This is a genomic window from [Scytonema hofmanni] UTEX 2349 (assembly GCF_000582685.1).
Lineage (GTDB): Bacteria > Cyanobacteriota > Cyanobacteriia > Cyanobacteriales > Nostocaceae > Hassallia > Hassallia hofmanni.
Map to the genome: position 1 here is coordinate 184,738 of NZ_KK073769.1, position 24,897 is coordinate 209,634.

A 24,897-nucleotide genomic window follows, 5' to 3' on the forward strand; every position below is an offset into this window, starting at 1 on the left:
GATGAGGAGAGGGGTGGATGCAATACTTCTCGGTTAAGAGCCATGAAATAAATTTCCGCCTGAAAGCTAAAACCCATTAAAATGGGTTAAAAGACTACCCAGTAAGCTTTGAGCTTACTTTAGCTATTAGCCCGTTCGCGCAGCGTTCCCGAAGGGTACTTTAGTTCAGGGCGGGTTTTTGGGCTTAACCGAGCAGTATTGGGGGTGGATCGAGGGAAAGAATTATTCTCCTTGTCCCCTTGTCCTCCTTGTCCCCCACTCCCCACTCCCCCTAAAGCGGCTTTTGAGTCGGTACACCAACAGCGCGGGGAAATTTAGCAGGCGTATTACTTACCTTCCGCAAGTACAAACAGTGACGAATGCTATTACTTAAGGGAGTTGTAAATTTTTCAATTGATTCAATTACACCACCCAACTGCTCAACAGCATTCTCTAAAGCTGTTGTTTCTTCCTCTGTCCAATTACCCCGGTAAATTACCGCTAAACCGTTCTTTTTCAATAATGGTAAAGTATATTCCGCACACGCAGATCCTGTCCCGACAGCACGGATTAAAGCTACATCGTAACGTTCTCGATGCTGGGGATGTTGACCTATTTCTTCGGCTCTGCCAACAAGAGTTTTAGCGTTATTTAAAGGAAGTTCGCTTAATATTTGTTCTATAAAAGTAATTTTTTTTCGAGTTGAATCTAAAAGAGTAATTTGACAAGCGATCGCCGTTCGCGGAGCGTTCCGCAGGAAAGGCGGGTCTTTGACCATCGCACATGCGACAGGAATACCGGGAAAACCCGCACCGGTACCAATATCAATAAAAGTGGGAGAAGCAGAGGACACAGGAAAGTCTATTTCACCTGATAACAGTGGGGCAATTCCCCGTAAGGAATCCCAAAGATGTTTTTCCCAAAATTCTTCGGGGTCGATGATTCGAGTTAAATTTAATTGACGGTTGCCTTCGAGAATTAATTCATAAAGTTGCTGAAATTGCTTCTGCTGTTGGGTAGTAGGTTGCCAATTGAGAGTTCGCTGCCAAATGTCTGCCATCAATGGCAGTAAGGGAGTTGTAAAGTTAGTCATTGTTATTAACGCTCTTTCATCACTTTCACCAGAATAAATTTGAAACCCTATTTTTAGATTAGTCCGCGCAGGCGGACTTTGTTTGTATAGCCGCGACTTCCAGTCGTCAGGGCTTCATAATTATTATTCTCTATCCAGAATCATAGAAGAAGGTTAATAACGCATTAACTACTACAAGCTTATTTCAGCACTGTTAGCGGAGCTTTCCCGTAGGGTAGCGCTGACTACGAAATCATACTAAAAAACGCCCCCGAATCTCGGAAGGCGTTTTTTAATTTGTAGAGACGTTCCACTGGAACGTCTCTGAAGATTAACCGTTGATAGCAGGTGCAGTCAATGCTACAGGAGCGAAGTCAGCAGCAGCCAAATCTAGAGGGAAGTTGTGAGCGTTGCGCTCGTGCATTACTTCCATACCTAGGTTAGCGCGGTTGATTACGTCAGCCCATGTGTTGATGACGCGACCGCTAGAGTCAATTACTGATTGGTTGAAGTTGAAACCGTTTAGGTTGAAAGCCATTGTGCTTACACCCAAGGAGGTGAACCAGATGCCAACTACTGGCCATGCTGCCAAGAAGAAGTGCAAAGAGCGGCTGTTGTTGAATGAAGCGTATTGGAAAATCAAGCGACCGAAGTAACCGTGTGCTGCAACGATGTTGTAGGTTTCTTCTTCTTGACCGAATTTGTAACCGTAGTTTTGTGATTCGGTTTCGGTTGTTTCACGAACCAAGGAAGATGTTACTAGACTTCCGTGCATTGCAGAGAATAGGCTACCACCGAATACACCAGCTACACCTAATTGGTGGAAGGGGTGCATCAAGATGTTGTGTTCTGCTTGGAACACAATCATGAAGTTGAAGGTTCCAGAGATACCCAAAGGCATACCGTCAGAGAATGAACCTTGTCCGATTGGGTAGATTAAGAATACTGCGGTTGCTGCTGCTACTGGAGCTGAGAATGCTAGGCAGATCCAAGGACGCATACCTAAGCGGTAAGAAAGTTCCCATTCACGACCGAGGTAGCAGAATACGCCGATCAAGAAGTGGAATACTACCAATTGGTAAGGACCACCGTTGTACAACCACTCATCTAAGGAAGCTGCTTCCCAGATTGGGTAGAAGTGCAAGCCGATTGCGTTAGAAGAAGGAACAACTGCACCAGAGATAATGTTGTTTCCGTAAATCAAGGAACCTGCAACAGGCTCACGGATACCATCGATGTCTACTGGAGGTGCTGCGATGAACGCAATGATGAAGCAGGTGGTGGCGGCTAGCAGGGTTGGAATCATCAATACGCCGAACCAACCGATGTATATACGGTTTTCGGTGCTGGTGATCCAGGTGCAGAACCGTTCCCATACGTTACCGCTTTCGCGACGTTGTAAGGTTGTGGTCATTTTTTTATGATTGCTGTGAATGTTGAACAATGTATCAGGCAGATTTGTTTTTTGCCTGTATTAATACTTTACATGTTTTTAAGGAATTGTGGCAATTATATCTATTTATAATTTTTATGTTTTAGATAAGCCCTACTTATAGCTACACGCGAGTTGGTGAAGCCACCGGATGCTAGAAATCAAAGTAAATATAAGGCAAGCTGCCTTCAGGAGCCAATAACCAAACAGCGTAGAGACATAGTGGCACGAAGAAAAGCTTGACAGTCCAATGGAACTGTAATCTTAAGTTGCGGTTAAAGGCATACACTATAACCATAAGCACAGCTAAAATCGTTAGTGCCCAAGTGAGTTGGGATTGGCTGAGATTCAAAGCTTCTACATAGACCTTTTCGGCAAACTGTGCGTCTGCGGAATGACCCCAAAGATGCTGAATTACTACAGATGAGTCTTGGAGGTTGGGTAAGCGGAACCAGATCCAAGAGGTGAAAACCATTATTTGAGTTAGCAACCAAGCGAATAGTATACCTATGGGATTTTGCCAGAAGTGTTCTATATCTTCAAAGCGATCGCTAATTGCATCAGTCAGTCGATGAACCACCAAAGCTAAACCGTGGTAAATACCCCAAACTACATAACCCAAAGCTGCACCATGCCAAATGCCAGCAATTAACATCACAATAAATAAATTCAAGCAGGTGCGATCGAAACCCTGACGGGAACCACCCAAAGGAAAATATATATAGTTACGCAACCAATCGCCTAGTGTCATGTGCCATCGTCGCCAAAAATCAGCAATACTCGTGCTGAAGTAGGGAAAGTCAAAATTCTCTGGCAAAACCAAGCCGAAAAGCAAAGCACTACCACGGGCAATGTCTACGTAACCATTAAAATCTAAATACAATTGCAAGCCGTAGGCAAATGTAGCCAACCATAAATCAGTACTACCTGCCCTTTGCAAATTACCAAAACATAAATCTACAAAAATTCCCAGATGGTCTGCAAAAATGCCTTTTTTAACTGCACCTCTAGCAATTAACCATAATCCCTCTGCCACAATATCAGGAGTCGGAAATTTCAGCGCACTAAATTGATTTTCTAGCTTGTGAAAGCGAGTAATCGGACCAGAAATCAATTTGGCAAAGAAAAATTTGTAGCTAGCAAACTTGAGAAATTCTCCAGTAGCCGGGGCACCGCGATAAACATCAACTAAATATGCAATGCACTCAAAGGTAAAAAAGGAAATACCCAATGGTGCAATTATTTTAAAAGAATCACTTGATGCAGGTAACTGGAAAACAAACTTAAACAAAGGTTGTAAATATTTGAAACCTAATAGCAGCAAAACATTTAAAATTATACCTAGCCACAAAATCTTTAAACGGCGACTATTCCAATCGGCTTGAGCAAATTGCCACTCTTCGTTAGAAATCCGCCAATCGAGAGTATGTTCTCCTGGTGAAGTGTTTTCTCCTAACGCCAAACCAAGACGAAAGTTAATAAAAACTAGTGCTAATAGTAGCGGTATATATTGAGCTTGCAAAGATGCGTAAAACACCAGGCTAGCAATCAACAATGTCCATAGCCGCAATTTTTCTTGTGTTAAAGACCAATAGATTCCCAGTACACTCAGTAAAAATAATCCGTAGACAATTGATATAAAATTCATTTAATTCAGATTTTATCATCATAAATAAAGCACCAGTAGTGGTGAATTATTATTAGAAATATCCTCCTAACAACTAACCACTACCAACTACCAACTAACAACTAACCACTACCAACTAACAACTAACAACTAACCACTACCAACTACCAACTACCAACTACTTTGTCGTCCAAGGAATCATCGGGTCATTTGCCAGCTTTTTCGAGACTTCGTATGCTCCGAAGCGGTTAAGATGGCTAGGGTCAGAAAAGTTTTTACTTGTCTGGGGAAATAGTTTGGTTAAATCCCGATAAATCAAGCTAGAATTTGCGACCTGACTAGTCATATACTGTTGAAATTCTTGCTCATATTTGATGCGTACTGGGTCTAGATAATCTTTTGTCAGGGGCATATTTACAAATACTAGGGAAATTTTTTTAGCTTGGGTAAACTCTAGCACGGCTTGGAAGGCAGCATCTTGTTCACCTACTATTTGAAATGATTTGTAATCGTTGTCGTAATTTCCGGAAACTTTGGGATGTTTTTGATAGTAATTGCGAGGATTGAAGCGGATAGATAAAGGTAAAAATCCATCAAAGTCAACTGCTTGCTGAGGATCTTCTTCAAGATTAGCAGTTGTTTGTGAGTCTGATGTAGCGGGTTGAGAACTGCTAATTATCGGCAAAGATTTAAATTCTTTGCTCAAGAAAGCTTTGAATTGATCGCGCTGTTGATATGTAGCCGAAACATTAGCTAAAGCTTCATTTAAAGATTGATTAATAGCTTGATAGCTATTGACATTTTGATTTTCGGCTTTTGTTTTTTGTTGTTCTTTGGTTGCTGATTGAACATCATTCGTACTACTAGCGAGTACTTTCTGAATTGCTTGTTGATAACCGGCTGATGCAGCGATCGCTTGAAAGGTTGCATCATCTCGACCGCTGTTAAATGCACGGGAACCATCTGCCCATATAATAATTTTCGGTAATTCTGATGGCTCTAAAACTCGGCGAATGATAAAATCTACAACTTTAGCTGTGGCTCCATTTATACCAAAGTTAAACACATCAACGTCGTGATAACCCTGAGTTGCCAAAGCTTTGTCAAGTGCTGCCGGATCTATTCCCCTCAAAGCGCGGGAGGAACCAATAATTAAAATTTTGGGGGGAGTACCAGTTTTAGCGAGACGCTGTTTATACAATGCCAGTTGCTCATCTAATTGTCTAGCATTGAAACTCGGCATTTGCGATCGCGCTGCTAATAAAATCGCCGTTGCGGTTGCCTTTGCTCTTGGCAGGGTATTATCATGTTTAGTAAATCCAGAAGCGTTGAATACAGAGGTGGCGCTTGGAGATTTTTTGCCAGAAGTATCGGCAAAAAAGGCAGTTCTCTCATCTTGATTTTCGTCATCATTCACAGAAGACGATTGAAGCACGACGCGAGCATCTGTTGGTTTCTGCCTAGTCAGAGCAACGGTTTGACCTAATATCCAATCGGTTTGCAGGGTAAGTAATAATCCCAGCGTTCCCCAAACCAAAGCCGTTTTTAAACCTTGATAATCAGCGTTTTGCTCGGTTGAGTCTTGTTCTATAAATAGCTGGGTTGCCAGAAGACTTTTTCTCGCGGTTGCACCCCAATCTCGAGCCACTTCGGTAACAAAAGTGTGAATTTCCTCGGTTGTTAAATCGGGACGCAAAATTGGCTCACTACTATCGGAGGGTAAAAGCTCATTAACGTAGGCAGAAGTGGCAGCAAATTCCGGGGTAGCTTCTGGTGCTAAAAGTTGGCGTTGCTGAAAATCAACACCATAATTCCAAAAAGGTTCTTTATTACCAGCACGCCGACCATACACCCTTACTCCGATTATATTAGGTATTTGTAACTGACGGACGCACTGAGTAACTTTGGGGGCAACTTTTTTTCTTCCGGGACAAATAGGTGCATCACACATAACGTGTAGCAAGTCACCTTTTCTTAACAAAAGTACGCGAATGCCACCTGTTTTCAGGCGTAAATTTAAGTCAGGATTAAGTAAACGCTCGATTAAAAAATGAATTGCCGGCTCATCCCCAGAACTTGCCAACTCCATAGCTGATGTGGAAAGTGCCGGATGTTGGGAAGCGGGTAAATTGAGCCAATCAATCCAATCAGGTTGCTGTTCAGTGGTTTTTTGTCCGTAGACGGTGGCTGCAAGAATTCCTTGGGGAGCGATCGCTTCTAACTGAGTTACAATAGCGTTCCAGCACGCCGTTTTATCTGGGGTTGCTTCCTTGGCAGTTGAGGTGCAAAATACATGTAGGGTCGATTCTTTCAAAGAAGCTTGCACCGTAACTTTTAATTCTGACAAAGCGGCACCGAGAAGAAGAGCGATCGCTTGTATATCTCCCCAACGCGCCCACTCTTTCAACATTACCTCAGGAGGCGTTAAATCTATTCGCAGCAACCAGTCTGGCTTGGTTTCGCCAACAACTTGCGAAGCGATAACAGCATCTTTATAGCCAACTAGTTTTAAATCCCGTAGTTTTTGAGCTACAGGTTCAGCGATTAAAGATGGATCGGGAGTGTAACTCGACTGACAAAATATCCACAGACGATTTTCTTCTAAAGAACCCTTCTCTTGTGACTGTTCGTTCTTAACCTTGACTTCAACTGACACACCCAAAGTACTCAACGTTTCGCTGAGATAACGAGCGATCGCATCTGGGTGTCCTTGTCGTGCCAAACTTTCATTAGAGACAATCATCGCCCCACCAGGATTGATGCGGGATTTTTCCGCATCTTTAATCAGGGCTTGATTTACCTGTTCTAAATGCCTGTCGAGTTGATTTAAATAAACTTGATGACACCATTCCGGTCGCTTCTCTCCTTTTGTGCGACCATAAACAAATACTTGGTATATTGCAGGTTCCTGGTTTTTTGTCAACATTTCTAAGTCAGTCTGCTGTAACGCTTGCAGCAAGTCCGACAAAGTTTGCCAACGTTGAGGACAATCTCGACCTTCACAAAGAATGTGTAAGTCGTTTCCTCGCAACTGGATTTTCACCCCGAAAGTGTTGATACCTGTTGCTTGGCTTACCCATTGCACTAAGGATTTATGGCGTTCTAGTGATGCTTTTTTCATGCTCAGTAGACTTTACAAAAAGCTAGTTTTTAGGAGATAGGGCATTGGGCATTGGGCATTGGGCATTGGGCATGGGGTATGGGGTATGGGTAATAGGAAACGCGAAAATCGGTAACGTATTTTTATCATTTTCACGTTCCCAATGCCCAATGCCTACTTGGACGATGGTTCATACCCCATACCCTAATCGCCAATGCCTTGTAAACTAGAACCATAGATTTATCACCCAACTGAAGTTTTTTTTAACACTATTGTTACCCTATAAGCTTGCATAATAAACAATGAGAGTTTAAAGAAATTGCCAGCGACGGTTTGAATGAATTTTACGTTTGCTTCAATTATTATTTCAAGAATCACCTCTTACCGATGCCTTTTATGGAACACTCATCCAACTCTGGATTAAATCTGGGTTTAATTAGTATTCCCCAGTCTTTACTTTTGCAAACAGGTACAGTGTCTATACTACTGTTGCTTTTAGCACAAAAAGCAAGTCAATCTACCCTAGAAGCTATGGGACAAGCCAGTGAAGAAATTTTTCGGGGCGATCGCTTACCCATCCTCAACTTCCCAAATGAAGACGAATGAAGCCGAAGTTAAAGATTATAGTCTGAAATTTCTCTTTCTTGAAGTTAGTGCGATCGTACTAACTTCACAAACCAAGAATTGTCAACAGTAATCGGCTCTACTAAAATAGAAGATATGAGTTCCGTTTTATACTCTTTGGCTCAGGCTGAAAATATCTACCCCACTTCAGAATTATTTTTGCGCCACCGTCTCCAAGTAGTTGAAGAATTGTGGGAGTCGGTTCTGCGGCAAGAATGCGGTCAAAAGATGGTAGATTTATTGCAACAGCTACGGGATCTGTGTTCCCCAGAAGGACAAGCCAGAAACGATCAAGCAGCAGAAGTTTTCAATTTGATTGAACAACTCAATATTAACGAAGCCATCCGCGCAGCTCGTGCCTTCGCTTTATATTTCCAGTTGATCAATATTATCGAACAAGACTACGAACAACGGCAGCAATTAACTCGCTATGAAATAGAATCAGGCTGCATAGAACAAGAAAATCTACCAAACATCACTTCTTCATCCAACCACGGAGAAAATGATACACCAGTAAACAGCGGATTGGGAGCGAATATGCTAACAAAAAGCTGGTGTGCTTCTGCTAACGACAAACAAAAAGGAACTTTTGCCGCGTTATTTCCTTTATTATTCAAACTAAATGTACCACCGCAGCAAATTCAACGTTTGATTTCTCAATTGGATGTGCGTTTAGTCTTTACCGCGCATCCCACAGAAATTGTTCGTCATACAATCCGCGAGAAACAGCGACAGGTAGTAAAACTACTGCAAGAACTGGATGCGGTAGAAAGCCGCGCTGGAAGTACATCTGGAGGATATCCTTGGGAAGCCGCAGATTTACGGGAACAATTGCTAGAAGAAATTCGCCTGTGGTGGCGTACTGACGAACTCCATCAGTTTAAACCAAGTGTACTAGATGAAGTAGACTATACGCTGCATTACTTCCAAGAAGTGTTATTTGATGGCATTCCCCTACTGTATAAACGCTTCAAATACGCTCTAGCTAACACCTTTCCCTGGTTAGAACCCCCTAGCAAAAACTTTTGCAGGTTTGGTTCTTGGGTAGGTTCAGATAGAGATGGGAACCCATCAGTCACACCAGAAACTACTTGGCAAACAGCTTGCTATCAGCGCAAAATGGTGCTAGAAAAATATATTCAGTCTGTGAAGCAGCTGATTGAATTATTGAGTGTGTCGATGCACTGGAGTGATGTTTTACCAGACTTGCTGGAATCTCTAGAATTGGATCAATCGCAGTTAAGCGAAATATATGACGCTCTAGCGCTGCGTTATCGGCAAGAACCGTATCGGCTGAAACTTTCTTATGTTCATAAAAGGCTGGAAAATACGCGCGATCGCAATCTAGCTTTATATAAACGGGAAACACCAAAAAATGAAGATGTCCCAATGTACCGTTCGGGAGCAGAATTTTTAGCTGAGTTGCGATTGATTCAACACAACCTGACAGAAACAGGTTTAAACTGTCGCGAACTAGATAATCTGATTTGTCAAGTCGAAATTTTTGGCTTTGACTTAACGCAATTGGATATCCGACAAGAATCATCCCGCCATGCTGATGCGCTAAATGAGATTCTCGAATACCTGCAATTATTGCCGTTATCTTACCACGAACTATCAGAAGCTCAAAGAGTAGCTTGGTTAGTGGGAGAATTGCAAACCCGGCGTCCGTTAATTCCCGCAGAATTGCCATTCTCCGAAAAAACTAACGATGTAATTGAAACTTTCCGCGTAGTGCGATCGCTCCAACAAGAGTTTGGTGTCAATATCTGCCAGACTTACATTATTAGCATGTGCCGCGAAGTTAGCGACGTACTCGAAGTATTACTTTTAGCCAAAGAAGCAAGACTTTTTGATCCAGGTACGGCGATCGGCAGCATCCAAGTAGTTCCCCTATTTGAAACGGTGGAAGACTTGCAACGCTCAAAAAGCGTCATGCGTCAACTGTTTGAACTACCTTTATATCGCGCTTTATTAACCGGTGGGTATCACGTAGGAGGAGCAGGGGGAGCAGGGGGAGCAGGAGAAGTAAGTAGAATTTCTCCCTCATCTCCCTCATCTCCCTCCTCCCCCCTCACCCCTAACTTGCAAGAAGTCATGCTGGGGTATTCTGACAGTAATAAAGACTCTGGTTTTTTGAGCAGTAACTGGGAAATTCACAAAGCTCAAAAATCATTGCAGGCAATAGCCGAAGATTATGGCGTGAATGTGCGGATTTTCCACGGTCGTGGTGGTTCTGTGGGACGTGGTGGGGGACCGGCTTATGAGGCTATTTTGGCGCAACCGGGTCACAGTATTAATGGACGCATCAAAATTACAGAACAGGGTGAAGTTTTGGCTTCCAAATACTCTTTGCAGGATTTGGCTTTGTATCATATGGAAACCATTACTACAGCTGTAATCCAAGCAAGCTTGTTGCGGACAGGGTTTGATGATATTGAACCCTGGAATGAGATAATGGAAGAATTAGCAGCGCGATCGCGTACACATTATCGCTCTTTAATCTACGAGCAACCTGATTTTATCGACTTCTTCCACCAAGTAACGCCAATAGAAGAAATCAGCCAATTACAAATTAGCTCTCGTCCAGCACGTCGTCCATCTGGAAAGAAAGATTTAAGCAGTCTGCGAGCCATTCCTTGGGTATTTAGTTGGACGCAAACTCGATTTTTGCTGCCTTCTTGGTACGGTGTCGGCACAGCTTTACAAGAATTCTTGAATGAAGAACCTGAAGAACACCTAAAATTATTACGTTACTTTTATGTGAAATGGCCCTTCTTCAAAATGGTAATTTCCAAGGCAGAAATGACCTTGGCAAAAGTAGACATTCAAATGGCGGAACATTACGTGCAAGAATTATCGCAACCAGAAGATAAAGCCCGCTTTTACAAGGTGTTTGAACAAATTGCCAGCGAATTTTATCTGACACGAGATTTGGTGCTGAAAATCACCGACCACAAACGACTTTTGGATGGCGATCCGGTTTTGCAGCGTTCCGTGCAATTACGCAATGGAACAATTGTTCCATTAGGTTTTATACAGGTATCTATCATAAAACGGTTACGGCAGTCAATGACTAATACCACCTCTGGAGTTATCCATTCTCGTTACAGTAAGGGTGAGTTGCTGCGAGGGGCATTGTTAACTATAAATGGTATTGCCGCCGGTATGAGAAACACGGGTTGAGGTGTTAATGGATAGTGGTTAGTGGTTAGTGGATAGTGGTTAGTGGATAACTGTTGACCAACGACCAACAACCAACAACCAACAACCAACAACTAACAAAGCAAAAATGACTAAAAACAAAGTTCTAATTTGCACTTTTTTAGCGCTAACTTCAGGATTGGTTGGTGGTTATATCAGTGGACAAATTACTTCAATTCTTCATAGCCAAAAGTGTCAAAATCAAGGTTGGGGATTAAAGGAAGTTTGTAACGCTTGGGTGACACCAGGAGCAATATGGCAAGGTAGCACTACCGGACTGTGGACGGGGACAGTTTTGGGAGCGTTTGCTGGGGGTTTAGTGACGCGTCAATCTCGTAATTAGTCAACTGTCAATGGTAATTAGTAATTATTTTTGACTAATGGACATCTCCAGAAATTAATGATGCGTTATCTGCTCCAAGAGACGTAGCACTGCTACGTCTCTACATTCATTTTAATTAACTATCAGTTGGCACAATCGGTGCGTCTAAATTACTCAAAGTTTTCCAAGAGTTGGTGGTAGTATCAAAACAGCGCCAATTAACACCGTCCGGTTCTTGATAGCAAAATAAAGTGCGATCGCTATCATTCAATTCATCTGTTAAATAATATACCATTCCTCGAAAGGGATAAGTCTTACGACTCAAGCGTTTAGCTACGGCTTGATTAGGACATTCAACGACAAACACTTTTTGTCCATCTAAATGAGCCAAAGAGAAGATGCACATCCGCAAAATGGCTCGCAGCCAGCTTTGGGAATAAGCAAAATAATCATCTATTATTTTATTGGTCAGAGCTTTTTCTAAAGCACGCTCTTGTTGATGAGGAGTATGAGACTCAGACATAGCACCACCGATTGCGACACCATTGGTTTGAGATTAAGCTAAAAACTCTCAAACTGACAAGCGTATCTGCAAATACAGGGTAACAACATTGTAGAAAGTTGTGAGTAGACACCCTCGCTTTTCCCCTCTTCAAATCCCGAATACCTAAGGCTGGTAAAATATACTTATAGCCTTTAAATGAATTAAATTGCCATGCCTGCTGAAATTAACCCAGGAAACCAAACTACCACAGGTGCCGATGCGATTGATGAAGCGATCGCCCAAGGAATTGATTTTGACGGTTCTCCGATTCCACCAGCCAAATTAGAATTGTACACCGAAGTGATGGCGCTAGAGGCAAATAGACAGCGCAGTGGCGTATCTAATACAATGCGATCGCGCATCGTCCGAATTGGTGCTAAACACATTCCCCAAGCAGAACTCGATCAAAAGCTTGTAGATGCTGGTTTTGCTCCTTTGAAAGATAAAGAAATTGCCTTTTTCTACGGTGGAAAATAAGCGCTATACCTCGTAACTAAATGCTGAAAGTCTAGGTTTTTGGCTATTCACAAACGTTACTTACCACCGGAAACGTTAAAAGATATCGGCAGAATGATGAGAAATCAGTTTTCTGCCGCTTTGATATGGAAAAGTCAAAATTTTATCCGTAATGTTTAACAGATTTGAATCTACTTAAATTAACTTTTTATACCTATTTTCAAGTCAGTATTAATACTAATATTAATGTGAAAGCCACATTGTTAAACGGCGGGATTTGGTGTTAGAAAACGATGAGGATGAAAAAGAAAATGAAAAATAACCCCTACTTGGGAAGTGATGCGATCGCTTTTCTAAATGCGATCGTACCTGATACACCTGAGACTCGTAGTGTTGAGCAGCAAGAACTTTTTCGCTTGGCTTTAACTCAAGCAATGCGGGAAGTTCGTAAACAAGCAGGACTAACCCAAGAACAGCTGGCTGAACGTCTTGGTGTAGGACAAAGTTGGGTTTCCAAGTTAGAAAGTGCTAATAACGATCGCACTTTTGAGTCAGTAATTGCCTATTTGGAAGCTTTAGGAGCAAAGTTGGAATTATCTTTGGTTTTGAGAGGAGAAGTTATTTCTGTAAACTGCAAGGACGCAGTAGCCGCCGATGTTGTGAAAAAAACTAGATAGCAAGCTTGATTATGAATTATCCTACCTCAACTGTGCCTACGTTTACAAATAATCAGCAAACTGTTCAGGGACTAATCTCAATTCACCTGATTTTAAGCGAGAAATATCTATCCACATTGCTTGATGTTGAGAATTGCCTGCTTCAAAAAACATTAATTTTTCCAGTTGATAAAACTTAGAATCAACAAAATCACATTCGTAAACTTGAACAATTTCATGACCTGATTTACCTTCATAAGTAAATAGATTTTCCAGACAACCCAGATAGCGAATGTTTGTTAATTCAGCTTGAATTTCTTCTTGAAACTCTCTTTGTAGAGCAGCGTGGCTAGTTTCACCAAACTCAATACTACCACCTAAAGCGCGGTAATATTTTTCTTGCTTAACACTATCATAATCTTCAGAAACAAAAAGCCTTTCTTTATCCCGAATTAAGCCAAATACTTTCACTCGGATTTTGCCTGTTTGCTTCATAAATACTCTAAAAACTGTTCGGGTACTAATCTCAATTCTCCTGATTTAAAACGGCTAATTTCTACCCAGAGGGCTGTTTTCTGTCTTTCACCTTCAGCAAAGACTAAGTTTTCCAGTTCATAAAATTTGGGATCGACAAAATCACACTCATATACTTGCAAAATTTCGTGACCTTGTTTACCGTTGAAAGTGAAGAGATTTTCTATGCAACCCAAGTAATGAATGTTGGTTAATTCCGCTTGAATTTCTTCTTGAAATTCTCGTTGAAGTGCTTGAAAACTGGTTTCGCCAAAGTCAACACCACCACCCATTGCGCGGTAAAAAGTTTGTTGTTTAACTGGATCGTAGCCTTCAGAAATAAAAGTGCGATCGCCTTTTTTAATTATTCCCAAAGCTAAAACGCGAATTTCACCTGGTTTATGCATTGTTGTTGTTAAAAATTAATTATTATGCGATGAAAATTGATTACTCTCGCTATCTTCCACAGACCAATCCTCATTTTCACCACCGATATATAATTGCTCAATGGTGACATATTCCTCACTCAATTGTGTGAGAGAATTGATTAAAATATCGAGAGCGATCGCATCACTAGTTCCCATATCAAACCAACAACGCGCCCAAGTTCCCTCATATTCAAACTCACCCATATTATGCATCAGCGCTAACAAGCTTTTGTCATAACCTTTGGAATCATAATTCATGTAACTTAGCTCAAGTCCCGTTTCCTGTACCTGGAGATTTTCGGCATTAAATGCACCTAATTTGCCTAAATAAAACCAAGAATTGAAAACTTCTTCTACATACTGCTTTTCTCGTTCCGAGGGAATTGTAGTGAAACTTAGCCAAATCCAAACATCAAAAGGATTAAATTCGCGAAATTGAATATGCATTTGCGACAACTATTTGAATTACTCTGATCTAAAATAAGCATACCAAAAGTGGGGAATGGGGAATAGGGCATGGGTAATGGTAAAAAACGCATTCCCAATTCCCAATTCCCAATGCCCAATGCCCATTGCCCAATTAACCAATTAGCTTCCAGTACTATTCAAACGGTTTGTAGCACTGCGACGTTCGCGTTCAATCTGTTTGACTAAACTAGCTGGGAGTTGGGATTTTTTTGCTAGTGCTTTGTCAAAATTAGCGATCGCTTCTTGTATCATTTGCTTGCTTTTTTCTTTTTTACCCTGTTCTTGGAGGATTTGCGCTTTTAGATAATACATCTCCGGGTTATCAGATGTTGTTTTCAGCGCTCGATTTGCATACTCTAGTGCTTGAGAGTACTGTTTTAAGTCTCGGTAGGCAAGAGCAACACCGCGATTGGCTAAATATTGAGGAGCGGCATTTTTTTCTAAGCGTTCAATCGCTTGTTCTGGATTGGCAAAAGGCAGATTAACAGCTAGCATCAAATCCATGTAGCCCTTAATTAAATTCAGTTCTGGATCGTTGGCAGAAATGGCTTCGGCTTTGTCTAAATTTTGATAAACTTGTCGCAACAGAGTTAAAGCCTGCGGCGCACCGTTAAGTGTACCCTGACGCTGGAGAATTACCGCACCCTCTAAAAAATGACCGACAGCAGCGTATAAATTGCCACGTAAGGGGTCGGTAGCAATCAAATTTTGTCCGGTTGAGAGTGTTTTCTTGCTGTATGTGTCTAGGGTAGACCAATCTTTATTAACGTATGCTAAAGATGCCTTCATCGCATAAGCTAGTGGTTCATTTGGCTCACTAGATTCGGCTTGTTGTAAGTAAAGCTCTGCCTCTTTGTAGTTACCTTGTTGGAAAATTGCCTTAAAAGCTGCTTCTGTCTTATCACCAATTTTCCTTTGGTCGTTAGTACGAAAAGGATCGGCAGCTAAAGATGGATTTACCCACATGAGGGCGATCGCAACTGCAAAACTTCCTTGAGCTAGTCTACCAAGTCTCGCAGACACTATTTTTTGAGCAGCGGAAAACGATTCAGTCATTTGTAACCTCAGAATAATTACGGGTGAAATATTTTTATTTGTTACTTAAAATGCTTCACTCAGACTTACGCCTGTTTCAATAAAAATTTTATACACAATCTGACCTTGGTAACTTTTCCAAGTTTCAATGCTTTATAGCTATTGACCAAGGGTAAGTCTGCCACAATAAAGAAAAGTACACTTCGGCAAGAAGATGGATTTTTCTTGCTGGTGGATTATTTTGTTTAAGTAGGTAATTAATTCAAGAAAATCTTCGGAATTTTTGAGTTGCTCTTAGTGTAGTTAATCAGTAATTTGCGGACTTTTTGGTAATCTTAACAAATGCTCTATCTCAGAAATCTAATTTATCATCCCACAGCTTGCCCAACACCAATTCTCTCTTCCCTCAACTTGGACTTACCAGCGCAACAACTAGGTTTAATTATTGGTCCGAGTGGTTCTGGCAAAAGTACCTTATTAGAAATTTTATCAGGACTAGCCGAACCGACATCTGGCGGAGTCTTATGGCGCGAACAAGTACTTTTAGCTGAACAACTACAACAATTAGCCGGATTGGTGTTTCAGTTTCCAGAGCGGCATTTTTGCGGTGGTACTATTTTAGAAGAATTGCGTTTAGGGCATCCAGAGCTAGGGTCAGAGCGAGTTAGAGAAGCACTTACTGAGGTCGGATTAGAGCATTTATCTCTGAGTACATCACCTCATGCTTTAAGTGGAGGTCAGCAGCGACGTTTAGCTTTAGCGGTACAATTAATTCGCCAACCACACGTTCTTCTATTGGACGAACCGACAGCGGGCTTAGATTGGTCAATGCGTCGGCAATTGGTAAACTTATTAGCAAAGCTGAAACAACATTGGACACTGTTAGTTGTGACACATGACGCCGGGGATATGTTAGCGATCGCTGACAGTTGCTGGACGCTCAACCACGGTGAGCTAAAATCAGTTGATCCAACGTCGTTAGCCGCAAAAGTCAAAGAACCTCAACCGATAGGGACTGGGGACTAGGGACTGGGAAAGAAATAGCATTCATGTCTGTTCCTAATCCGTCGTAGAGACGTTCCGACGGAACGTCTTTATATTGTAAGTAATAAACCTGACATGATATGAAATGTGAAATTTTAAATAAATTTAATATAAAATCAAAGATTTAAAATCTGAAATCACGATGGTAGTCTTAACACCTAATTCGAGTTTTAGTTTGACGATTCGCTTAGAAATTCCTAACCGTATAGGAATGTTAGCTTCTGTGACACAAGCGATCGCAACCTGTGGGGGTAATCTCGGTCAAATTGATTTAATTGAGCAAACGCGCTCTTTTTCTACCCGCGATATCACTGTGGATGCAGCTAGCACCGAACACGCGGAAACCATTGTCCAAGCGGTAAAAGCTTTACCAGACATAAAGGTGCTGAATGTCTATGACCGCACCTTTAATTTACATCGCGGCGGTAAAATCAGCATTGTTAGCAGAATTCCCCTCAAAAGCGTCTCTGACCTAGCAATGGCTTACACGCCTGGAGTCGGTAGAATTTGTACAGCGATCGCCCAAAATCCCGAAGAAGTTTACAATTTAACCATCAAAAAAAATACTGTCGCGATTGTTACAGATGGTAGTGCTGTTTTAGGTTTGGGAAATCTTGGTCCTGAGGCAGCTCTGCCAGTCATGGAAGGAAAAGCGATGCTATTTAAGGAGTTTGCAGGCATCGATGCTTTCCCGATTTGTCTTGATACTCAAGATACAGATGAAATTGTCCGTACAGTAAAAAATCTCGCTCCGGTTTTTGGGGGAGTGAATTTAGAGGATATTGCCGCTCCTCGCTGCTTTGAAATTGAACGGAGACTGCGAAGTGAGTTAGATATTCCCGTTTTTCACGACGATCAGCATGGTACGGCAATTGTGACTTTAGCAGCGTTGTTTAACGCCCTGAAGTTAGTACATAAGTCAATGGCGGAAATCCGTATTGTGATTAACGGTGCGGGTGCTGCGGGAATAGCGATCGCTCGCTTACTCCGCAAAGCCGGTGCAGAAAAAATCTGGATGTGCGACTCAAAAGGCATTATCTCCATTAATCGCACCGACTTAAACGAAGAAAAGCGCGAATTTGCGGTGAAAGCGCAGGGTACTTTAGCTGGTGCGATGCAAGGTGCAGATGTCTTTATTGGTGTTAGCGCTCCCGGAGTGTTGACACCGGAAATGGTACAATCAATGGCGAAAGATGCGATCGTCTTTGCAATGGCAAATCCGATTCCGGAAATTCAGCCAGAATTGGTCAGTAAGGATGTTGCTGTCATCGCTACCGGACGCAGTGACTATCCAAACCAAATTAATAACGTCCTGGCGTTTCCAGGGGTGTTTCGTGGTGCCTTAGATTGTCGAGCGGGAACCATTTCCATCAGAATGTATCTGGAAGCTGCTAGTGCGATCGCATCTTTAGTTAAACCTTCAGATTTGAATCGCGAACATATTATACCTTCAGTCTTTGATGAGCGAGTTGCTAGCGCTGTTGCTGCTGCTGTGCAACGTGCAGCGCGTGAAGAAGGTATCGCTAAAAGTTAATTAACTTGGGGGATGGGCATCTTGCTCATCCCAGGTAAATCAAGGGTAGTCCTAAAAGATTATCTTTGCTGCCGTAGTTGACGAATAAAATCAGTATGCTCTGGTGTATTTAATCCTGATTGTAATACAGCCAGAACCTCTGCTAAATTTCCTTCTAGTAAGGGGTTTGCTGCTAACCATAAACCGGGAAAAACTTCACTTTTAATTACACCATCTGCATCAGGTTCTAGAGTGACATATTCTTGTCCCCTCAACTTGAACCAATTGAGTTTTTTATCAAAAGTTTGCCAGACAACATACTCTCGTACTCCATTACGACGATAGACATTTAGCTTCTCATGTAAATCGTATGAAGCACTACTAGCTGCAATTTCCACAATCAATTCTGGTGCGCCTTCAACGTAATCATCCTCGCTGATGTAAGATTGACCTGCCGTATCAATTCGTAATAGCGCATCTGGCTGTGGTTCGTTATCTAAATCTATACGAGTAGTACCATTGTCGATTAAATCAGTACCAGGTGTTGCCACACAGTAGATGCCCAACCAAGTGATAACTTGAGCGTGGGGTCTACCATGATTAGCAGCACGCACTGGTGATGACATATAAACTTTTCCCTCAATTAATTCAGCTTTTTTGATATGGGGCATTGCTTGATAACGTCGCTCGAATTCATCACGGGTTAAGCGATCGCCATTTTCTAAGGGTGGTAATTTAACTGATTCTTCTTTTTGGATAACCATAACATAACTACTTTGATTTATTTTCTTATGTCTTATATCATGTCCGGTATGTAAAGATGTTCCGGCGGAACGTCTCTACGAGGATTGCGATGTTTTTATTACTGTTAATTAAACGGACATGATATCACGCACTTGTAGCTAAGATGCAAAGAAAGACTTTACACCTTAAGTGAGACTTATTAGACATCTCCAGAATTTAATTATGCATTGCCCTAAACCCTTGATTAGACGTAGCAATGCTACGTCTCTACTTTTCTGGTGAGGTTTATTCTGCATTCACAAATTCTAAATAACCGTTGCTGAGTTCTTTCACTGCTAAGTCGTAAAACTGCTTACCGTGTTCTGGTGTCGCTAAGGCAGGATTTGAACCCATGCGTCCATCTGGGTAATGTTGCCGAAAGTTAGCTGCACTATAAATTTTATGTCCAGTTCCCACTTCTGTTGATAGGGGTGCTTGTTTAATCGCTTCTGGATAAACGTACTGGGTAAGAGCTACTTCACTGGGAGTTGCGTGAGAACCTTCTTGATTGCCGTATAATTCTTTAGCTAACTTATATACAGAACCGCACATAAACCAGTTTGCAACTTGACATTGCACTTTTTCTGCATTGACTATCTGCAAATCTTCTAAATGAGCGTAAGTTTCGGAAAAAGCAGCTTTCAGGGTTGCGATATTACCACCGTGTCCGTTGATAAAATAGAATTTGGTAAAACCAGCTTTAGTTAAACAAGTTACATAGTCTTTTATCAGCAGAATCAAAGTGCTGGGACGCAAACTGATTGTACCAGGGAAAGCAGTGTGATGCAGCGCCATGCCGACATTGATTGTCGGACTCACTATTGCTTGAGTTGCTTCACCAACACCACGAGCGATCGCTTCTGCACAAATCGCATCAGTCCCTATTAATCCTGTTGGTCCATGCTGTTCGGTGGAACCGATAGGAAGGATGATACCACGAGACTGCTGTAAATAAGCTTCAACTTCCTGCCACGTACTCAAATGTAATAACATCTTTTTTCACAATCCCGATCAAAATTGCCGTAGGAATTTCTAACCCCCACTAACATGATTATGAGCGACATTTGAAGAATAGGTTTTTACGTAGTAACGGCTTCAGCCGTTAAAACCTAAGACTTGAGCGGTAAACCGCTCAGTACGACGAACCAAGTTAATGATGAAGTTGCAACGAACTTGTTTATTTAGACAAAGGGACAAAAAGCTGTTAGCTATTAAATACGTAGTGTGAAGAGAAGAAAAAATTGTTTGGAGACTGCTATGATATCAAACTTGCCAATTAGTTCAATTTCTGATATATCTAGCTGTCTTTTATACCGTTTCGCTAAAAGCTAATTGCTTGATTCTTGACTAATCAAACAAATAATGTTTTTTCACGTCGCTGCTAATTTCCCAGATACACGACATTCCGGCGGGAAAGGTTACTAAATCACCTTTACCCATTTTTACTGGTTGTCCCCCATGAGGGGTAACTATGACATCACCTGCTAAAAAGTAACAAGTTTCTTGAGAATCATAAGTCCAGGGAAATTTTGAGATTTCTTTTTCCCAAATGTCCCATGCGAACACACCTAAGTTGTCCAAATGTTCTTGACTGGGTTGACGCTCAATTTTAATTTCCATGCTGGGTTAATCGTAATTAGAATCAGCAGTAAGACTGGATGTCTTCACCACATTGATCTACTAGATAGCACAAAGCGCGAAAACGCAAGCCAACAAACTGATCGTAAAGAGGATTGAGCTTGCACATCGGTGGGATATGAGCTATTTTGCGACCAAACAGAATTATATCGCGCTCGAAGGGACATTGCGCGGGAATGATTTTAGCAATAAATTTCGCTAATTTACGATTTTGAATTTCTAGGGAATCAAGCCGTTGACGTAATGGTTGCAGCAAATCAGGTTTAGGTTGAGCAAATTGATTTTTAATTTCTGTGTTTTTAATTTCTTCTGCCGAGTTAACAAAAGCAGAGAAGATAATCGGTCGATTGTTTGTTCTGAGCATATTCTTAACTAAGATTTTCCTGGTTTTGATAATTTTGTCAATGGCTGCATATTACTACGCTAGCTTTTTTCGCCATTTGAATTGTGTCTTAAATACAATTATGGCAACAGAGAATGAATTGCTTTACACGAATGACATAATAATCAAATTGTGTAATCAATTGATATTTAAACTTACCCTCCAGACTTAGAACTGTCCCGTTAAATACAAAATAACAAAGAAATTATAAAATTGGTATTCTTTTAGATGATTAATCTATTAAGCGCAGGTGTTAGATATGTGGTTTGATGAATTTAATGTAAATGAATTAACCGAAAATTAAACAGTATCTGGAGACATAGTTTTTCTTTCTAAAACGCGGTTTTACGATGAATAAAGCCAGATATCGCCTGATATAGCCAGGAAAATAACTCGTTTTATGCTACCCAGTTTTCAGTAAAATGTTATCTATGTTACAAAAGTTAATGATATATTTTATCTAATATCAACGCAGCATATCTTGATAAGTTTAAGCAAGCATAGTCATCCAATTAACTAATAGAAAGTGGGGATCGCCTAGCCTGCTTAAATTTGGGAAAATTCCCACCTAAAAAAACTGCGGATAGTCAAAATAGAGCGGCAACGAAAAACGCCGCCGCCCAAAAGCTCTACTCATGTGCTTTCCAAGTATGATGAATTTGAGATCGCTTTTGGAGGGCGATCGCCTTTAAGCTAGAATAAGGTTGCTCGTTTGCGTAACACTTCGGTAAGGGTCAAGTTTAACTGAGTTTCCCCATTAAACACTGTTCCAACCTCACCTTGATTGAATTGAACAAAATCTAAATGATAGGCTTCCTCTGATAGAGGAATATAACCAACCTGATTAACCAACCTCGGAGCGTTTGCTAGGTAGAAATCCACAAATTCCTTGACTTCGGGCTTGACTTGGGCAGATTCGTAGTTGATGTAGATAAACAATTGACGAGACAGGGGTTGATATAGGTTTTTAGCCATTGCTTGAGGTGAAGGCATCGTAGAACCCTTGCCGCTGTCAACCGCTAAAGCTTTTAGTTGAGTTGTGTTGGAGTCTATTTCGTCGTTGGCTAGAATATTTTGCCAAGAAGTTTAATACCACAGTCATAGCAGTCAATCCTCGAATGACATCTCAAAAGTGTTCGGACTGTGGTGTAATTGTGAAAAAATCTCTTTCAACCCGTACTCACAAGTGTGCTTGTGGATGCGAACTTCAAAGAGATGTGAACGCGGCGATAAATATTCTAAATCTTGTCTGCGACACGCTTCGCGAAGGTAAACAAGCTAGGGATGGGCAATCCCGAAGTAACGCCCTCCGGAGTCGGAATCAATACGCTACTTGGTGAAAGCCTGGTAGAGCAAATTCTGATGTAGATTACAGAATCCCCGCACCTTTAGGTCAGGGAGTGTCAATTAGTTTGCATCCATCAGGTTCGGTGTGTGTCGTGCGATAAGCAAAGCTTAAGCCTTCTCTTACGAGACGCTACGCGAACGGCGATCGCAACTTTTGCATTCCTCCGAATCCTAGCAGCCAAACTAGCAATATAATCGAGTGGATGCAAAATATTGTCCACAGACAACCGGTCAATGCATAGGCGATCGCACAGACTAAACCCAACAATGCCGTTAATGCGAGGAAAACTGGTTGAAAAAAGGTGGGTATTCCTGCTTTATAAAAGGTTTTGGCATTAAACGGGTGATAAAGAACAAACAGCAGTAAACAAAATGCTGCCCACAATGACCATATTACCCAGTTGACTAGTTCTATGGGGTGGGGAAGCATCAAAACGCGAAATACTAACTCTTCAAAAAAAGCAGGAATTATTGACGCTCTTAATCCTGTAAATAGCTGGTTAGGTAAGTTGAGTGGGGAAAAATTAAAGCGCAAAAATCCGGATAAGAAGCCTAACGGTAAAGCGATCGCACTATAAATCAATAATGTCACCGCTACTATCAGCCAATCACGTTGATCGGGTATGACAAAAGATCCTAAAACACGGTTGAACAGAATCGGGAACGGTGCAACATTGGTAAAAGGAAGCTTCAACCTGCCAAGTACTGCCGTTGCTTCCTCTGGAATAATATCCTGCTGCCATCCACCAATTTGGTTGCTTCGCAGAAACCAGAGTTTCGCATTTTGGCTTAAGAAAATACTAGCAAGTTCATCGTGAGCTTGTCGGGGTAACATTGTTCGCCAACTCGTCAGAGCTGCCCAGATGCTACGCTTTTGAGATAAGCTTGGCTCTTCTTCATTACCAATTCCACCTAAAGCAGATGCATTGTTTTCCCAGTCACCACGGACTATCCCCAAAGGACTCAATTGCCGTTCTAAAGATGAACCGAGAGAAACTAACTTTTGAAAACGCAAAGTTTGGGGATCGTCAGGATGAGCGTTAAGCCACTTTTGAATTGCTGGGTTTGAAGTAACTCGCTGTTCGATGACTTTCAAGGTAATGTAAAGTGCTTGATTGGCATCTTGAACGCAAGAAGTTGCAGGGCTAACTGTAGCACTTCCTGTGCCATCTCCGACTCGATAGCGAGCCATCATAATCTGCAACTGTCGGGTAAATTCTTGCAAGGGTGAAAGCTTGATGCCATCAAAATCATAATCTTGCGTCACAGGTTCAAACTTGACGACAATATCAGAAACAGGTCGCGTTGCAGCCCATCCCCATCGAAAGTCACCCATATAGTCTGCCCAGTTGTGTGTCCCGGATATCATCCCATCAGGACCGTGACCGTAAACCTGATGATATTTGATGTCAAACCGTAACTCTTGGGTGAAGGGATCGCGAATTACTTCAGCTACTCCAAAGGCAAAGTGTCCGGGGACAGTGTTTGCTAAACCCATCAGCCCACTGATTTCGCCTTGTTTGCCGCCAATACCGCCAAATAGGTGCATGACGATCGCTTTATCTCCAGGTTTCCAGTTTGATAAGGCTATTAGTGGTTGGGCTACTGTCGGATCAACCAAAACTGTTTCAATTTTGCCTTTGTTTTGCTCGGTATTGCGCCAATTATCTACTTTAATGTATTTCAGCCCTGGGGATGTTCCCAACAATACGCGGTCTGGTTCTATTTTAAAGAGCGATCGCGGTGCTACTGCTTGAGCAACAAATCTGCCTTTGGCATCTCTTGCACCGTATATATACCACCCTTCTTTGCCTGCGGGGGATGCTTCAATTTGGCGGGGAGTAGATGAAAAGAATGCCCGTGAATCTAAAATTTGTTGGGGAATCCTGACTGTCCCCTCTGGTCCGTCAAAGTTACCAGATGCCGGATTGTAATGACGAATGCGGAAGTATTCGCTCGGACAGGGGCGGGTTCCTGGACAAAATTTCGGAGCTGGATACGTGTTGCTTGCGACTTCTGGCTTGAGGATTTTCACTAAAGCGTAAAAGCGTCCGGTTGCCTGGGTTGGTTCTTGCTCAATTTGCAGAACTGGTTTACCATCACTACCAGCCACGACATCGGCACGGTCTAAGGTGACAATCATATCATCATTGGGTCTCGCACCAGCCAGTGACTGTAGCGGTCCGACATGAAGACGTCCGTCCAGACGATTTGGATGGATTATGCCTTTATTTTGACCTTTGATGGCACCAGGAGTAAAACGCACATCTCTGGTTGTTGATTTTACGTAAGAGTTTAACTCTGGCTTGTTTTTCCATTCCAAACGAACGACTTGACCGATGAGGTTTTGCCCTTGTGGTGGTGCATGTTGAACTAGTAACCACGACCAGTCCCCCGGTAAGCGCATCTGTTCAAAGGTGGGTAGGATTAGTTTTCCTACCCATTCACCAACTGGTTTGTAGAATTTTAGGTTTTCGTTATTGCTGACTGGGTAAAATTCAGGCTGATTAAATTCTTGCCGTCTATGAATGGCGTAATTGCTTTCCTGTTTGACTACTTGTTGCGGTCGGGGGTAAAATAGAAAGATTGCGATCGCACTGACAATCAAGAGTAATAAGAAACTCCAAAATCGTAACTTTCGCATCTTATTTACCCTCGGTTTGATTTCTGATTCCTTGCCCTGCATAGAAGCTATATTATTTGTTTTTACATAGCATCAGCGAAAATGCG

The 24,897-nt window shown here is 41.8% G+C and carries 23 protein-coding genes; 8 read left to right on the forward strand and 15 right to left on the reverse strand.

Going from position 1 to position 24,897, the window contains the following annotated elements; all coding sequences use genetic code 11:
• Positions 1 to 271: 271 nt before the first annotated feature.
• From rsmG to TOL9009_RS0130650, 4 genes are all read right to left on the reverse strand, one after another.
• Positions 272 to 1,072, reverse strand: coding sequence for a 16S rRNA (guanine(527)-N(7))-methyltransferase RsmG (rsmG, locus tag TOL9009_RS0130635; RefSeq protein ID WP_029637243.1), 801 nt, complete (start codon positions 1,070 to 1,072; stop codon positions 272 to 274).
• Positions 1,073 to 1,382: 310 nt separating this feature from the next.
• On the reverse strand, positions 1,383 to 2,465 hold the full coding sequence (gene psbA, locus TOL9009_RS0130640) for a photosystem II q(b) protein (RefSeq protein WP_029637244.1): 1,083 nt from the start codon (positions 2,463 to 2,465) through the stop codon (positions 1,383 to 1,385).
• A gap of 172 nt (positions 2,466 to 2,637) precedes the next feature.
• Positions 2,638 to 4,131: an MBOAT family O-acyltransferase gene (locus tag TOL9009_RS0130645; protein ID WP_029637245.1), complete on the reverse strand. Its 1,494-nt coding sequence runs from the start codon at positions 4,129 to 4,131 to the stop codon at positions 2,638 to 2,640.
• A 157-nt stretch (positions 4,132 to 4,288) separates the two neighbouring features.
• Positions 4,289 to 7,231 (reverse strand): DUF1574 family protein, encoded by a 2,943-nt coding sequence (locus TOL9009_RS0130650; RefSeq protein WP_029637246.1) that lies wholly within the window; start codon positions 7,229 to 7,231, stop codon positions 4,289 to 4,291.
• A gap of 375 nt (positions 7,232 to 7,606) precedes the next feature.
• Between TOL9009_RS0130650 and TOL9009_RS0130655 the strand changes: the two genes are divergently transcribed.
• From TOL9009_RS0130655 to TOL9009_RS0130665, 3 genes are all read left to right on the forward strand, one after another.
• On the forward strand, positions 7,607 to 7,816 hold the full coding sequence (locus tag TOL9009_RS0130655) for a hypothetical protein (protein WP_242055641.1): 210 nt from the start codon (positions 7,607 to 7,609) through the stop codon (positions 7,814 to 7,816).
• Positions 7,817 to 7,930: 114 nt separating this feature from the next.
• Positions 7,931 to 11,020: a phosphoenolpyruvate carboxylase gene (locus TOL9009_RS0130660; RefSeq protein WP_029637248.1), complete on the forward strand. Its 3,090-nt coding sequence runs from the start codon at positions 7,931 to 7,933 to the stop codon at positions 11,018 to 11,020.
• Positions 11,021 to 11,126: 106 nt separating this feature from the next.
• Positions 11,127 to 11,381: a hypothetical protein gene (locus tag TOL9009_RS0130665; RefSeq protein ID WP_029637249.1), complete on the forward strand. Its 255-nt coding sequence runs from the start codon at positions 11,127 to 11,129 to the stop codon at positions 11,379 to 11,381.
• A gap of 115 nt (positions 11,382 to 11,496) precedes the next feature.
• Here TOL9009_RS0130665 and TOL9009_RS0130670 read toward each other — a convergent pair whose 3' ends face one another.
• A complete protein-coding gene (locus tag TOL9009_RS0130670; protein ID WP_029637250.1) occupies positions 11,497 to 11,883 on the reverse strand; it encodes a hypothetical protein in 387 nt (128 codons plus the stop codon).
• Between the two features lie 192 nt (positions 11,884 to 12,075).
• Here TOL9009_RS0130670 and TOL9009_RS0130675 point away from each other — a divergent pair, with 192 nt between their 5' ends.
• Entirely contained in the window at positions 12,076 to 12,381 is a 306-nt protein-coding gene (locus TOL9009_RS0130675; RefSeq protein WP_029637251.1) for a small RNA NsiR4-regulated ssr1528 family protein, read from the forward strand.
• Positions 12,382 to 12,671: 290 nt separating this feature from the next.
• Positions 12,672 to 13,037 (forward strand): transcriptional regulator, encoded by a 366-nt coding sequence (locus tag TOL9009_RS41060; protein ID WP_063628740.1) that lies wholly within the window; start codon positions 12,672 to 12,674, stop codon positions 13,035 to 13,037.
• Positions 13,038 to 13,079: 42 nt separating this feature from the next.
• Here the strand turns inward: TOL9009_RS41060 and TOL9009_RS0130685 are convergent, their stop codons facing one another.
• From TOL9009_RS0130685 to TOL9009_RS0130700, 4 genes are all read right to left on the reverse strand, one after another.
• Positions 13,080 to 13,511, reverse strand: coding sequence for an NUDIX hydrolase (locus tag TOL9009_RS0130685; protein ID WP_029637252.1), 432 nt, complete (start codon positions 13,509 to 13,511; stop codon positions 13,080 to 13,082).
• The gene (locus TOL9009_RS0130690; protein ID WP_029637253.1) at positions 13,508 to 13,936 is read right to left on the reverse strand and encodes an NUDIX hydrolase; all 429 of its coding nucleotides are present in this window, start codon (positions 13,934 to 13,936) and stop codon (positions 13,508 to 13,510) included. Before TOL9009_RS0130690 ends, TOL9009_RS0130685 begins: the two co-directional genes overlap by 4 nt.
• Before the next feature lie 15 nt (positions 13,937 to 13,951).
• Positions 13,952 to 14,404, reverse strand: coding sequence for a DUF3531 family protein (locus tag TOL9009_RS0130695; RefSeq protein WP_029637254.1), 453 nt, complete (start codon positions 14,402 to 14,404; stop codon positions 13,952 to 13,954).
• 141 nt (positions 14,405 to 14,545) lie between these two features.
• A complete protein-coding gene (locus TOL9009_RS0130700; protein WP_029637255.1) occupies positions 14,546 to 15,481 on the reverse strand; it encodes a Sll0314/Alr1548 family TPR repeat-containing protein in 936 nt (311 codons plus the stop codon).
• A gap of 321 nt (positions 15,482 to 15,802) precedes the next feature.
• Between TOL9009_RS0130700 and TOL9009_RS0130705 the strand changes: the two genes are divergently transcribed.
• The gene (locus TOL9009_RS0130705) at positions 15,803 to 16,486 is read left to right on the forward strand and encodes an ABC transporter ATP-binding protein (protein WP_029637256.1); all 684 of its coding nucleotides are present in this window, start codon (positions 15,803 to 15,805) and stop codon (positions 16,484 to 16,486) included.
• Positions 16,487 to 16,646: 160 nt separating this feature from the next.
• Positions 16,647 to 18,038: a malic enzyme-like NAD(P)-binding protein gene (locus TOL9009_RS0130710; protein WP_029637257.1), complete on the forward strand. Its 1,392-nt coding sequence runs from the start codon at positions 16,647 to 16,649 to the stop codon at positions 18,036 to 18,038.
• 59 nt (positions 18,039 to 18,097) lie between these two features.
• On the opposite strand, the gene TOL9009_RS0130715 is transcribed toward TOL9009_RS0130710, so the two are convergent.
• The 5 genes from TOL9009_RS0130715 to TOL9009_RS0130735 form a co-directional block, all read right to left on the reverse strand.
• The gene (locus TOL9009_RS0130715) at positions 18,098 to 18,781 is read right to left on the reverse strand and encodes a Uma2 family endonuclease (RefSeq protein ID WP_029637258.1); all 684 of its coding nucleotides are present in this window, start codon (positions 18,779 to 18,781) and stop codon (positions 18,098 to 18,100) included.
• 265 nt (positions 18,782 to 19,046) lie between these two features.
• A complete protein-coding gene (locus TOL9009_RS0130720; RefSeq protein WP_029637259.1) occupies positions 19,047 to 19,793 on the reverse strand; it encodes a creatininase family protein in 747 nt (248 codons plus the stop codon).
• Positions 19,794 to 20,147: 354 nt separating this feature from the next.
• Positions 20,148 to 20,420: a cupin domain-containing protein gene (locus TOL9009_RS0130725; RefSeq protein ID WP_029637260.1), complete on the reverse strand. Its 273-nt coding sequence runs from the start codon at positions 20,418 to 20,420 to the stop codon at positions 20,148 to 20,150.
• A 22-nt stretch (positions 20,421 to 20,442) separates the two neighbouring features.
• Positions 20,443 to 20,802: a Mo-dependent nitrogenase C-terminal domain-containing protein gene (locus TOL9009_RS0130730; protein WP_029637261.1), complete on the reverse strand. Its 360-nt coding sequence runs from the start codon at positions 20,800 to 20,802 to the stop codon at positions 20,443 to 20,445.
• A 711-nt stretch (positions 20,803 to 21,513) separates the two neighbouring features.
• The gene (locus TOL9009_RS0130735) at positions 21,514 to 21,813 is read right to left on the reverse strand and encodes a type 2 periplasmic-binding domain-containing protein (RefSeq protein ID WP_029637262.1); all 300 of its coding nucleotides are present in this window, start codon (positions 21,811 to 21,813) and stop codon (positions 21,514 to 21,516) included.
• 44 nt (positions 21,814 to 21,857) lie between these two features.
• Between TOL9009_RS0130735 and TOL9009_RS44015 the strand changes: the two genes are divergently transcribed.
• A complete protein-coding gene (locus TOL9009_RS44015; protein WP_072022202.1) occupies positions 21,858 to 22,160 on the forward strand; it encodes a zinc ribbon domain-containing protein in 303 nt (100 codons plus the stop codon).
• Between the two features lie 137 nt (positions 22,161 to 22,297).
• On the opposite strand, the gene TOL9009_RS0130740 is transcribed toward TOL9009_RS44015, so the two are convergent.
• Positions 22,298 to 24,811 (reverse strand): CPBP family glutamic-type intramembrane protease, encoded by a 2,514-nt coding sequence (locus TOL9009_RS0130740; RefSeq protein WP_242055639.1) that lies wholly within the window; start codon positions 24,809 to 24,811, stop codon positions 22,298 to 22,300.
• Positions 24,812 to 24,897: the final 86 nt, after the last annotated feature.

Bases quoted from the DNA above. Each gene is read 5' to 3' on its own strand.
- TOL9009_RS0130730 (WP_029637261.1), bottom strand. From the start codon at position 20,802: ATGCTCAGAACAAACAATCGACCGATTATCTTCTCTGCTTTTGTTAAC.
- TOL9009_RS0130685 (WP_029637252.1), bottom strand. From the start codon at position 13,511: ATGAAGCAAACAGGCAAAATCCGAGTGAAAGTATTTGGCTTAATTCGG.
- TOL9009_RS0130720 (WP_029637259.1), bottom strand. From the start codon at position 19,793: ATGTTATTACATTTGAGTACGTGGCAGGAAGTTGAAGCTTATTTACAG.
- psbA (WP_029637244.1), bottom strand. From the start codon at position 2,465: ATGACCACAACCTTACAACGTCGCGAAAGCGGTAACGTATGGGAACGG.
- TOL9009_RS0130715 (WP_029637258.1), bottom strand. From the start codon at position 18,781: ATGGTTATCCAAAAAGAAGAATCAGTTAAATTACCACCCTTAGAAAAT.
- TOL9009_RS0130670 (WP_029637250.1), bottom strand. From the start codon at position 11,883: ATGTCTGAGTCTCATACTCCTCATCAACAAGAGCGTGCTTTAGAAAAA.
- TOL9009_RS0130710 (WP_029637257.1), top strand. From the start codon at position 16,647: ATGGTAGTCTTAACACCTAATTCGAGTTTTAGTTTGACGATTCGCTTA.
- TOL9009_RS0130665 (WP_029637249.1), top strand. From the start codon at position 11,127: ATGACTAAAAACAAAGTTCTAATTTGCACTTTTTTAGCGCTAACTTCA.
- TOL9009_RS0130700 (WP_029637255.1), bottom strand. From the start codon at position 15,481: ATGACTGAATCGTTTTCCGCTGCTCAAAAAATAGTGTCTGCGAGACTT.
- TOL9009_RS0130675 (WP_029637251.1), top strand. From the start codon at position 12,076: ATGCCTGCTGAAATTAACCCAGGAAACCAAACTACCACAGGTGCCGAT.
- TOL9009_RS41060 (WP_063628740.1), top strand. From the start codon at position 12,672: ATGAAAAATAACCCCTACTTGGGAAGTGATGCGATCGCTTTTCTAAAT.
- TOL9009_RS0130695 (WP_029637254.1), bottom strand. From the start codon at position 14,404: ATGCATATTCAATTTCGCGAATTTAATCCTTTTGATGTTTGGATTTGG.
- TOL9009_RS0130655 (WP_242055641.1), top strand. From the start codon at position 7,607: ATGGAACACTCATCCAACTCTGGATTAAATCTGGGTTTAATTAGTATT.
- TOL9009_RS0130650 (WP_029637246.1), bottom strand. From the start codon at position 7,231: ATGAAAAAAGCATCACTAGAACGCCATAAATCCTTAGTGCAATGGGTA.
- TOL9009_RS0130705 (WP_029637256.1), top strand. From the start codon at position 15,803: ATGCTCTATCTCAGAAATCTAATTTATCATCCCACAGCTTGCCCAACA.
- TOL9009_RS0130740 (WP_242055639.1), bottom strand. From the start codon at position 24,811: ATGCGAAAGTTACGATTTTGGAGTTTCTTATTACTCTTGATTGTCAGT.
- TOL9009_RS0130645 (WP_029637245.1), bottom strand. From the start codon at position 4,131: ATGAATTTTATATCAATTGTCTACGGATTATTTTTACTGAGTGTACTG.
- TOL9009_RS0130660 (WP_029637248.1), top strand. From the start codon at position 7,931: ATGAGTTCCGTTTTATACTCTTTGGCTCAGGCTGAAAATATCTACCCC.
- TOL9009_RS0130690 (WP_029637253.1), bottom strand. From the start codon at position 13,936: ATGCATAAACCAGGTGAAATTCGCGTTTTAGCTTTGGGAATAATTAAA.
- TOL9009_RS0130725 (WP_029637260.1), bottom strand. From the start codon at position 20,420: ATGGAAATTAAAATTGAGCGTCAACCCAGTCAAGAACATTTGGACAAC.
- TOL9009_RS0130735 (WP_029637262.1), bottom strand. From the start codon at position 21,813: ATGCCTTCACCTCAAGCAATGGCTAAAAACCTATATCAACCCCTGTCT.
- rsmG (WP_029637243.1), bottom strand. From the start codon at position 1,072: ATGACTAACTTTACAACTCCCTTACTGCCATTGATGGCAGACATTTGG.